This window comes from Listeria fleischmannii subsp. fleischmannii LU2006-1, from assembly GCF_000344175.1.
Lineage (GTDB): Bacteria > Bacillota > Bacilli > Lactobacillales > Listeriaceae > Listeria > Listeria fleischmannii.
Genome location: NZ_ALWW01000033.1, coordinates 1 through 11,402, shown reverse-complemented (window position 1 = coordinate 11,402; position 11,402 = coordinate 1). Strand labels below are relative to the sequence as shown.

Annotated in this window: 9 protein-coding genes and 3 pseudogenes; all 12 read right to left on the bottom strand. The window is 39.0% G+C overall.

From position 1 onward, the window contains the following. Positions 1 to 217: 217 nt before the first annotated feature. Positions 218 to 712: a YpoC family protein gene (locus LFLEISCH_RS10200; RefSeq protein ID WP_007476101.1), complete on the bottom strand. Its 495-nt coding sequence runs from the start codon at positions 710 to 712 to the stop codon at positions 218 to 220. After that, entirely contained in the window at positions 705 to 1,364 is a 660-nt protein-coding gene (gene nth, locus LFLEISCH_RS10195; protein ID WP_007476099.1) for an endonuclease III, read from the bottom strand. Before nth ends, LFLEISCH_RS10200 begins: the two co-directional genes overlap by 8 nt. Before the next feature lie 5 nt (positions 1,365 to 1,369). Continuing rightward, on the bottom strand, positions 1,370 to 2,083 hold the full coding sequence (locus LFLEISCH_RS10190) for a DnaD domain-containing protein (protein ID WP_007476097.1): 714 nt from the start codon (positions 2,081 to 2,083) through the stop codon (positions 1,370 to 1,372). A gap of 116 nt (positions 2,084 to 2,199) precedes the next feature. Then, complete coding sequence (gene asnS / locus LFLEISCH_RS10185; RefSeq protein ID WP_007476096.1) at positions 2,200 to 3,492, bottom strand: asparagine--tRNA ligase; 1,293 nt, start codon at positions 3,490 to 3,492, stop codon at positions 2,200 to 2,202. A 15-nt stretch (positions 3,493 to 3,507) separates the two neighbouring features. Then, a pseudogene (locus tag LFLEISCH_RS10180) lies at positions 3,508 to 4,690 on the bottom strand (pyridoxal phosphate-dependent aminotransferase). Positions 4,691 to 4,705: 15 nt separating this feature from the next. After that, complete coding sequence (locus LFLEISCH_RS10175; protein WP_007476089.1) at positions 4,706 to 5,212, bottom strand: cell wall elongation regulator TseB-like domain-containing protein; 507 nt, start codon at positions 5,210 to 5,212, stop codon at positions 4,706 to 4,708. Between the two features lie 91 nt (positions 5,213 to 5,303). Continuing rightward, a complete protein-coding gene (dinG, locus tag LFLEISCH_RS10170; protein WP_007476087.1) occupies positions 5,304 to 8,102 on the bottom strand; it encodes an ATP-dependent DNA helicase DinG in 2,799 nt (932 codons plus the stop codon). Between the two features lie 35 nt (positions 8,103 to 8,137). Beyond that, entirely contained in the window at positions 8,138 to 8,521 is a 384-nt protein-coding gene (panD, locus tag LFLEISCH_RS10165; protein WP_007476085.1) for an aspartate 1-decarboxylase, read from the bottom strand. After that, positions 8,514 to 9,369 (bottom strand): annotated as a pseudogene (panC, locus tag LFLEISCH_RS10160) (pantoate--beta-alanine ligase). Before panC ends, panD begins: the two are co-directional and overlap by 8 nt. Position 9,370: 1 nt before the next feature. Next, complete coding sequence (panB, locus tag LFLEISCH_RS10155; protein WP_007476084.1) at positions 9,371 to 10,204, bottom strand: 3-methyl-2-oxobutanoate hydroxymethyltransferase; 834 nt, start codon at positions 10,202 to 10,204, stop codon at positions 9,371 to 9,373. 209 nt (positions 10,205 to 10,413) lie between these two features. After that, positions 10,414 to 10,881 (bottom strand): thioredoxin family protein, encoded by a 468-nt coding sequence (locus LFLEISCH_RS10150; protein WP_007476082.1) that lies wholly within the window; start codon positions 10,879 to 10,881, stop codon positions 10,414 to 10,416. Between the two features lie 147 nt (positions 10,882 to 11,028). Next, positions 11,029 to 11,402: pseudogene (locus LFLEISCH_RS15035) on the bottom strand (biotin--[acetyl-CoA-carboxylase] ligase); the annotation flags it as partial.

The following is an 11,402-nucleotide window of genomic DNA, read 5'->3' as shown; positions in this document are numbered from 1 at the left end:
CTAAACAGACAGAAAATATCTTCTGTTTTATAGCTCTACATTCCTCTAATTTTTCCTTTTTGTCGATTTTTCAAAAAAACAATCCACTCATAAAAAATAAACGACCATGAGTAGATGATTAAATTTTTTTGCTGACCGCTGTGACATCTATTCTTCTATCCTTAGATTACATATAAAAGGTTAACATGATGCTTGTTAATCTGTTATGAATACACATCTAAACGCCTTTTTTGGCGATTAATTTACGTTGTTCAAGTAGCAATTCATTTAGCTGGCGAAAACCTGAAAATGTATTTCCTTTTTCCAAACAATAGAAAAGTCGCTCTTCGATATTTAAGGGTTTGATGTCCAGTTGGGCGAGCGAGTCCTTTAAATTGATTAAGGAGACGGGCTTTTGATTACTCCAAAATAAAACAGACAAAAAAATGCCAAGTGCATCTCTGACAAGGTAAGATTCTGGTTTTTGGCGCATGCGAAGTCTAGCTTCCATTGTTCCTAAAATGGCTGTCATTTGTTTGGCGAGTTTTCGGCAGGCTTTGTCGGGATCTTTTTCCCACGGCCTGATTCCCTCCTTTTTTGAATAAAAAAGGGTTTCTTGCCAAAATGGACAGCCGGATATAAAAATGGCTTCGGGGTCAAATTCATTTACGTTGACATCGGGTGGCTGAAAAGCGTCATGTTGTAGCTCTTTTACATATTGGAATTTAGCCATCGAATCCTCTCACTTTCGCTTGTTTCTTTCCTTCTCGGCAAATATAAAGGAGTGGACAAGTGGGACACTCTGGTTTTCTGGCTTTACAGTGATAGCGACCGAAGAAAATTAAATCATGGTGTGCCTCTGACCACATCTCTTTGGGCAATTTTCTTTTTAGCGTTTCTTCTACTTCTGTAACTGAGTCCTTCCACCGGCAAATGGCTAGGCGCTTTGTCACACGCTCCACATGTGTATCTACGGCAATGGCTGGCACGCCGAATCCGACTGATAAGACCACATTTGCTGTTTTTCGACCGACACCAGGTAAACTTTCAAGTTCTTCATGTGTTTTTGGTACCTGTCCGTCAAATTCTTCCAGCAGACGTTTTGATAAACCTTGAATGTTTTTTGCTTTATTTCGATAAAGGCCGATAGAACGGATATCTGCTTCAAGTTCTTCTAGTGGAACGGCCACATAATCCTCTGGCGTATGATATTTTTCAAATAAAAAAGCAGTGACTTTATTCACTAAATTATCCGTGCATTGTGCCGATAAAACGACCGCAATTAATAATTCAAATGTATTTTTATGGACAAGTTCACAATGCGCATTGGGAAACATTTTGGCCATTTCCTCAATACACATGATGGTTTGTTTTTTGTTTAGCATGCTTGTCATCCTTTTCGATTTTCTAGCCAGTCATAAAGCGGAATAGAATCTTTACTTTTTTCTATTTCTTTTCGGCTCGTAATTCTACCTGTGCGGCCGTTCATATGGAAATCCTCCGCAACCTGACGCGCTTCTTCCACCGTTTTCACCTTTTCTTTTTTCCAGTTTAATAAAATTCGGTCAATGTAACGGAAATTAAGTTTCTGCGAAATAACCGCCTCTTTTAGTGCCTCACGAATTAACTCCGGCGCAAAATGATCCTGATCTAGCCAGCCAGAAAGCATTTCAGCTTCAAGCGGTGAAAGAGGCCGACCAAATTCCGATTCAAACACACGGTAAATATGGATTTCAGCGTCTGTTTCTACCTTTTTTTGCTCCGCTAGTTCATGATTCGAAAGTAAAGCGATTAATTTTTGATAGAGAGGCTCAAGTGAATAAATTTCACCTTCTAGCTTATTTTCCTTTGATAGGATAGCTAAAATGCCCTTTCGAATGAGTGACTCAAGTAAACGTGTCACTTGTTCAAAAGATGCCCCCATTCGCTCTGTAAGCTCATTAATGCTTGGAAACGAATTTCCGTTTGTTCGAAATGATTCGATTTGCAAAATGAGCATGAATTCCGTTTCATCTATGTTTAATTTTGTATAATGTTTAATTAAAACTTGGGGCAAAGTGACAAAACCTTCTGCCATCCAGTTATTTAATTCATTCTGATTCATCCTAAACACCTCACTTAAAATTATAGCATAGACGAAAAAAATAAGAAAATATCGCTAAAATTAAATTTTCCCAACAAAAAAAGCGAAACCAGAAATGGTTTCGCTTCAAATTAATTTTACGGATAAAGACGATTTAATAGACGTGGGAATGGAATGGTTTCACGAACATGTTCTGTACCTGAAATCCAAGCGACTGTTCGTTCTAAACCAAGCCCAAATCCAGAATGCGGCACTGAGCCATAACGTGCCAAGTCTATATACCAGCTGTAAGCTTCTTCATCTAGGCCAAATTCTTTCACACGAGAAAGTAAAAGATCTAGGTCGTGAATCCGCTCAGAACCACCGATAATTTCACCATAGCCCTCAGGCGCAATTAAATCGGCACAAAGGACGACTTCGCTATTTTCAGGATCTTCCGGCATATAGAAAGGTTTAATACCTTTTGGATAGTGTGTAATGAAAACAGGTTTTTCAAAACTATCGGCAATAGCCGTTTCATGAGGGGCACCAAAATCTTCTCCCCACTCAATATCATCAAAACCTTTTTCTTTTAATAAAGTAATCGCGTCTGTATACGTAATCCGCGGAAACGGTGCTGTCATTTTTTCAAGAACAGCTGTATCGCGACCAAGACGATCAAGTTCAATGGCACAGTTGTCTAAAACGGATTTTACAAGAAACGCCACATATTTTTCTTGAACTTCTAGGCTATCTTTTAATGTATAAAAGGCCATTTCAGGTTCAATCATCCAAAATTCAATTAAATGACGGCGCGTTTTAGATTTTTCAGCACGGAAAGTGGGACCGAATGAAAACACCTTGCCAAGAGCCATAGCAGCCGCTTCCATGTATAATTGACCACTTTGTGAAAGATAAGCATCTTCATCAAAATATTTCGTATGGAAAAGTTCCGTTGTCCCCTCAGGCGCACTTCCTGTTAAAATAGGTGGGTCAACTTTAATAAAACCTTCTTGGTTAAAGAATTCATAAGAAGCGCGAATAATCTCGTTTCTAATTTTCATAATGGCATGTTGTTTGTTAGAACGCAACCATAAATGACGATGATCCATTAAGAACTCAGTACCGTGTTCTTTTGGTGTAATTGGATAATCATGAGCCTCTGAAATCACTTCAATATTTCGAACAGTCATTTCATAACCAAACGCAGAACGGCTATCTTCTTGGATGACACCCGTTACATAAAAACTCGTTTCTTGTGTCATACCTTTCGCTAAAGTAAAAATTTCTTCTGAAACTTCCGCTTTCACCACAACACCTTGCATAAAAGCAGTCCCGTCACGCATTTGTAAAAAGGCAATTTTTCCACTTGAACGTTTATTAGCAAGCCAAACGCCTATTGTTACCTCTTGTCCTACATAATCTTTTACTTGATTAATTGTAATTTTCACCCTGTACACTCCCTATTAATTCATAAAGTCTTTTAATCGATTTAGTGCTTCTTGAAATAGTTCTGGATCTGTGGCATAAGATAACCGAATATAGTCTGGCATCCCAAAACCTGAACCCGGAATAACCGCTACAAGCGCTTCCGTTAGTAAAGCGTCCGCAAAAGCATCCACACTCTCGTAACCTTTACGTCTCGCCGCCTCACTCGCGTCAATAAAGAAATAAAATGCGCCATCTGGTTTCTTTGGTTTAAAACCAGGGATTTCCTCTAACTGCGGATAAAATCGCGCCATACGTTCAGAAAAGGCCTGATACATTTTTTCTGGCACATCTTGTGGCCCGTTATAGGCTTCAACGGCCGCATATTGCGCATTTGCTGTGGGGTTACTCGTCATATGATCGGCCAGTTTACCCATTCCACGAATCACATTTTCGTCTGCTGCTGCATAACCAATTCGCCAACCTGTCATAGAATAGGCCTTTGAAACCCCATTAATTAAAATCGTATGGGCATAAATTTCTGGACTAAGGCTCGAAACAGAAACAACGTCAGAAGGATTGCCGTAATATAATTTTTCATAAATTTCATCTGAAACAATCCATAAATTGTGTTTAACCGCTATATCAGCCAATGCTTTTAATTCCGCTTTTGAGTAACACATACCAGTTGGGTTATTCGGGGAATTTAAAACAATCGCTTTTGTTTTAGGCGTGATATGTTTTTCAAAGTTTGCCGGACTAATTTTAAAATCTGCCTCAAATCCCGCTTCGACAAAAACCGGAACGCCTCCTGCTAGCTTCACTTGTTCGGGATATGTGACCCAGTAAGGTACTGGTATAATCACTTCATCACCTGGATTTAAAATCGTTTGAAACGCTGAATATAAAACATGTTTCGCACCCGTTCCAACGAAAATTTGTTCTTCCTTATAACGCACACCTTGGTCACGTTCTAATTTTTGAACGATTGGCTTTTTTCAACTCAGGAATTCCAGTAGAAGGCGTGTATTTTGTAAAGCCGTTTTCCATGGACTTATAAGCTGCCTGAATGATATTTTCCGGCGTGTTGAAATCAGGTTCTCCTGCGCCGAGGCCGATGACATCAATACCATCTTGTTTCATTTTTTTCGCTTTTGCTGTAATAAAAAGCGTCGGTGAGGGCGCTACTTCCTGCACACGTTTTGACAAAGGTAAGTCCATTATTTTCTCCTCCTCTTATAAATTCTCGATTTGTCTTAGCCATTCGCCATCTTGAAAAGTCATGTCGTAGTAACCAAGATTATCGTTTTTATCTAAATAGCTCACTTCCCAAATGGGGATGTTATCTTCCATACCTAGCGTAACATTTAAAATTTTGCTTGGATTTTTTTCTTTTTGAACAATCTCACGTGCTTGTTTTTCACTAATGCCATCAGACGCAAATTTGACTAAAACTTCGCCTGATTTTTTCTTTGGAACCCAAACCACGATGTCTTTTCCGGCTTTATTTTGCCCAGTTAAAACATAATAGGTTTCTTTTGGTCCGTTGTATAAGTAAAAGCCATCATGTGATTTTAAATCTACGCTACCGCTAATTCGTTCTAATGCCGCTTTTTCATCCGCTTTTAGTGGCTTTTCGGCGCTGTGCAAAAACCAAAAGAATGCTAGACCTAAAAGGATGAGAATGCCAATTGGGATGAGAATATAAAGGGCTATTTTTCGCCTGTTTTTTCGTTTTTGCAAATTTATTCGCTCATTTCTATTCGTAAATTGCCAAAAGGGCTGAATTTCAATATGTTCCTATTATAGCAATTTGCTGCTTTTTTTTGAAGCCTTATGATGATTCTGTATCAAAAAAATCGCTTAGCTCTTTTAAAATCATCGCCTTTTCCCCTCTTTTCGTCGGGACATTAGGGATAGAATTTAAAAAGCTTTTTCCAAATTTGGTCGTATCCATTCGATTATCAAAAACTAAAATAATACCTCGGTCGGTCTCCCGCCGAATTAAACGCCCAAAGCCTTGTTTAAAGCGAAGCACGGCTTCTGGTAAGGAATATGTTTGAAATGCATTTTCACCACGTTCTTTGCGCAGTGCAATTTGGGCTTTCGTATAGGGATCGTCGAGCGGCTTAAAAGGCAAACGGACTATCGCAAGACACGATAATTTTTCACCCGGAATATCAATCCCTTCCCAAAAACTAGTCGTTCCAAGTAAAATGGCCTTTTCAAACAACTGAAACTGCTTTGTGAGTCGCGCAGGACTGCCTGTTGAAACGCCTTGTGCTAAAATCATATATTCCAAAAGTTCCTCTTTTTCTTTCATAAATCGTAGGGTCTCCCGTAACATGTCCGTTGCCGTAAATAAAACGAGCATTCGCCCTTTTGTGCAAACCGCGACATCGCTTAAATAATCAGCAAGGGCCTTCGCATAATCGGCCACGGGTGTACCTTTAATTTGAGGCATATCTTGCGGGATTAAAATTCGCGCATTTTCTTCGTAATCGAACGGAGACGGAATTTGCGCTTCTATGAGTGCGCTTTTTTCTAGCCCAAGTGCTTTTTTTATATAAGAAAAATCATGATGAATAGAGAGCGTAGCAGACGTCAAAATGACGCTTTTCTTTTGACTAAAGAAATCTTCTTGAAGCGCCCGCTCGACTTCCATCAGCGTACCAACAATTCGTAAACTCGCAAGCGCTCCATTTTTATCAGCCAGAAGAGAAACGGTCATCATCTGTTCTTTTTCTTGAAGCAAGTCTTCAAAATCCTTTCGCATCCGTTTCCAGTCCAGTAAAAAGGAATAGACTTCTTCAATAAAAACAGTTTCTGCTTCTTTTAACTCACCCTCCTCTTGTTTTCCTTTTTGCAAAAGAATGCCAATATGTTCCTCAATTTCTCGGAATAAAACAAGCACATTTTGACCGGCATAAAGGAGCTCAGAATCAAAGTGGACATTCGTTTTATTTTCAATCAAAACAAGTTCCTTTTTACTACTTTGATTTGCTAATATTCGTGCATGAAGTAGGCTAAACAATTCATCTGCCGCCTCATTCAATTTCACTTGGGCAATATCTAAATCATAGAGACTTTCTTCTCCGGGAAAGACCATTTCAAGTCGGCTTAATAAAGAGTATTTTTCAAGTGTCCCAAGCTGATTCATAAAGTATTTAACTTTTCGATAAGACAAGTAAAAGCTTTTTTGTTTTCGCGCACTTTCCGCAAAATGATGCGCCTCATCAATAACCGCAAACGAATAATCTGGCAATAAATTTCTCCCACTAAAATGGTCGGAAAGAAGGAGGGCATGGTTGACAATCACTAAATCCGCGTGGCGAGCTTGCTCCAAGCTAAATTTATAGAAGTCAAAGTCAATCCAAGGATCTTTTTTCTCGGATAAATACCAACCTGTGTGCTTCATTCGGTTCCAAAATAATTCTCCTCCGCTCGATAAATTCACTTCATCAATATCACCTGTTTCGGTTTCCGTTAACCAGATGAGAAGCTTTAATTTGGTCACCACCACATCATACTGCGGGTCACTTTCATAAAGCAGTTGTTCAAATTTAAATAAGTTTAAGTAATGATCTCTTCCCTTTAAAAGGGTGGCTTGAATATCAAACCCTGTTAATTTAGAGAGAAGGGGCACATCTTTTTCATAAAGCTGTGTTTGAAGAAGATTCGTATATGTACTTATAATGACAGGTAATTCCTTTTGTTTGGCAAAATAAATCGCAGGTAAAAAATACCCCAATGATTTTCCTATCCCCGTTCCAGCTTCAATAAGCGCATGACTTTTTTCTTTCATCGCTTGAAAAACAATATTCATCATATCAAATTGACCACTTCTCGCGTATAAAGGGGCGCCCGCACGCTTAAATAACGCTAATTTTTCTGCGGTCGATTCTGGAAAATCAAGTTTTCCTTTCGTTTGATAAATCGGTTTCCGAATTTGTTTTCGACGAATTACTAAACCTCGGTGGATTAGCCACTTGTCAGGCAGTGTTTCTGCCAATCGGTCCTTTTTCATTTCAATCTCAAAGAAAAGCTCCGGTAAATGTGTTTTTAGCGGCTGAGCAATCGTCGTCATTTTTCGAATCACCGCAACCGGCAACCCTTCTAGTTTTTCGACACATTTAATAAATAATTCCGCCGTCACAAGCGCATCACTATCTGCTTGGTGCGGATTTTCATGGATAAAGCCAAATTCATCCGCTAAATCCTGCAATTTATAACTATCTACAGAGGGATATAAAATACGCGCTAATTCCACCGTATCAATCAGTTTCATTTTAGGAATAGAGAGCCCTACTCGGCGCATTTCCTTTTGTAAAAAAGTCCAATCAAAATTAACATTATGGGCTACAAAAATCGTATTATCTAAAAGAGCCAAAATCGTTTCAGCCACATCTTCAAAAAGAGGCGCATCTTTTAAATCATCCGGCGTAATACTCGTTAACTCCTGAATAAAAGGTGGAACTGGTTTTAAAGGATTAATAAAGGTTGAAAAAGTCTCTACAATTTGTTTTCCTTCCACAATAGTGGCGGCAAATTGAATAATTCGATCATCTCTTGATGCTTGATTGCCTGTCGTTTCCAAATCTACGACTACATATTTTTTTAACTTTCGTCCCATTTAATTCACCTTCCTACAACCAGTTCCACTAAATTTTATAGTTTTGTATTCGCTTTTTCCTCGTATAAGCGTTCTGCAATTTGATTTTTTTCGTCTAACACAATGACTTTAGGGCAAAGCGTTTTGGCTTCTTCTGCATCTATTTGCGCATAGCCCATAATAATAACAATATCCCCTGGTGCAACTAATCTTGCAGCGGCACCATTTAAACAAATCACACCACTTTTTTTTGCACCCGCAATAATATACGTTTCAAACCGTGCACCATTATTATTGTTTACAATCTGTACTTTTTCATTCGGGAGTAACCCTGTCGCTTCCAAAAGTTCTTCATCAATCGTAATACTGCCTACATAATTTAAATTAGCTTCCGTTACAGTTGCTCGGTGAATTTTCGCATACATCATCGTTTTAAGCATTTTCTTCACCTCGCTTAATAAGTTCGTTATCAATTAAACGCGCTTTTTCATACTGCACGGCTATCGCTAAAATGAGCGTTCTAGAAAAATCTGTCACAGCTTTGAAACTAGGATACTCATAAAGGGCTAAATAATCTACTTTTTTAGTCACTTTTCCCAAGCGTTTTTTGTACTTCTGCTAGGATAGTTGTCTCATCTTCCACACCATCTAAAATGCATTTTTTCCCCGCCAAAAGGGCTTGATGGATAATAGGTGCCTCTTTTCGCTCATCCACTGTGAGGTTGATATTTCGACTACTTTTCGCTAAACCATCCGCCTCGCGCACTGTTTCAACTCGCTGAATTGCAATTGGTAAAAAGTAATCTTCTACGAGCGCTTCTACAATCGCCAGTTGCTGAGCATCTTTTTGCCCAAAATAAGCACGATTTGGCATGACAAGATGAAAAAGTTTTAAAAGGACCGTTGCCACACCATCAAAATGACCTGGTCGCTTCTCACCGTCTAGCACATCCACACGCTTTTCAACATGAATAGTTGTGGATAAAGGAACCGGATAAATCTCACTAACATTTGGTAAAAAAAGAATATCTACACCCTGCTCTTCTGCAAGTTTCAGGTCGCGCTTTTCATCTCGAGGATACGCCGTTAAATCTTCATTAGGCCCAAATTGCAGAGGGTTGACAAAAATACTCATTACGACAAAATCATTTTCTGATTTTGCTTTTTGGATGAGCGCAAGATGCCCTTCATGCAAGTACCCCATCGTGGGAACAAAACCAATAGATCCCGTTTCAAGTGATTTAATCGATTGATGCAATTCTTGTCTTGTCCGTATAATTCTTCTCATCTTATTTTCCCCCGTACAATCCTGGAAGTTCTTCTTCACTCATCGCATAAGAATGCTTATCTTCTGGGAATTCTTTTGATTTTACATCTTTAGCAAATTGTGTAAGAGCTCTCTCGATAATAGGATCCACTTCGGCATAATCTTTAACAAATTTCGCGCGGCGCATAATGCCATACCCGATAATATCGTGATAAACGAGCACTTGACCGTCTGTATGAACACCCGCTCCAATTCCAATTGTCGGAATGCGTAAACTTTTCGTCACTTGCTCTGCCAGTTGTTTCGGAATCGCTTCTAAAACAAGCGCAATCGCTCCAGCCTCTTCTACTTTTTTGGCATCTTCTAATAATTTTTCTGCTTCTTGTTGTGATTTCGCCCGGACTTTATAACTTCCTGTCAGTCCGATAGATTGAGGCGTTAACCCAAGATGAGCAACAACCGGAGCACCTGCATGGGTTAGAGCCGCTATATGCTCCACTACTTCGTCCGCTCCCTCTAATTTAAGAGCATCCGTGCCTGTTTCCTGAATAAGCAGCCGAGCACGGTCTATTGTCTCACTTACCGTCCCGTGATAGGTCATAAAAGGCATATCCGTTACAACGAAGGTATCTTTAGCGCCTCGTTTCACTGCTTTTGTATGATGAATCATATCATCCGTCGTAACAGCTACAGTAGAGTCATAGCCAAGCACTGTCATTCCAAGAGAATCGCCCACAAGAATCATGTCTACGCCTGAAGCCTCTGCATTTTTGGCAGAAGGAAAATCATAGGCCGTGACCATTACTATTTTTTCTTGATTTTCTTTCATAGCAATAAAATCAATAGGTTTTTTCATCATTAACGCGTCCTTTCGTCCATGTTCATTCACTGAATCACGGCAAAAAATGGTTGAAATAAAAGCATTGAGGTATCGTTTCCTAAGAATACGATCAAATTCATTGCTTCATCTGATAGTTTAGCACATTTACGAGATGGTATAAAGCACACTTTTTTGAAAAAACAGCCCTCGCTTTTACCATTCAAGCAAGGGCTACTTACAAAAGACTATTTATTTTGACTTAACCACTCTTTCAACTCACTTTTACTATCATTTCCTAAAAATTTGGATGCGACTTTTCCATCTTTTAAATAGACCATCGTAGGAACAGAATCAATTTTTAACCCTTTTAATAAGCTCATCATCTGTTCCCGATTTTCTTTACTGGCAGCATCCGTATTATAATAAGCCATTTTACCAGAAAAATTCTCTTCCTGTAGCGCCTCTTTTAAAATCGGTTGAAAAGCTTGACAATCCACACATGATGGCCGACCAACATAGATAAAGCCGTCTTCTTTTTGGTCAAGTTTCTCTTTAAAATCATTTGTTCCAATCGTCGTTAAAAAAGCTTTTCCCGCTTGACTCGTCTCTTTCGTTTTTTCACTTGCCTCTTTCTTTTGTGATTCCGTTTGCGAACAGGCCGCAAGCGCTAACCCTAACACACAAACCCCAATAAACAGCATGATTTTCTTCATGACTAACCTCCTAATCGCTTTTTATTTTACACAATTTATATCAAAAAAGAAAATGCTAAAACTTAGCATTTTCTAAGGGTCACTCTTTATAAAATGATATTTTCATAAGCGAAATCGCTTCAATTTCCATTTTTAAATCATCAAAAATTAATTTTCACTAAAGAAGTCAATATCTGCCGAATAAATTTGGTGTCGCACCCCGCTATCATCTCGCACAAGTAACACACCCTCGTCTGATATCCCTTCTGCGGTCCCTTCAATGGAGCCTTGCATAGTGGACACAATGATTTTTTCACGAAAAGGAATCGCTTTTGCTTCCCAAAGTAATTTAATCGGACTAAACCCATCATCCATAAATACTTGATAGTATTTTTCAAGTTGCCTTAAAATTTCTTGAAGAAGCTTAGCGCGAGGGAACGAGTGCCCTGCTAAAATAGCGAGCGACGTAGCTTTTTCTTTTATTTCTTCTGGAAATTCAGTTTGTATTCACATTAATGCCAATCCCGATTATAATCGCTTCG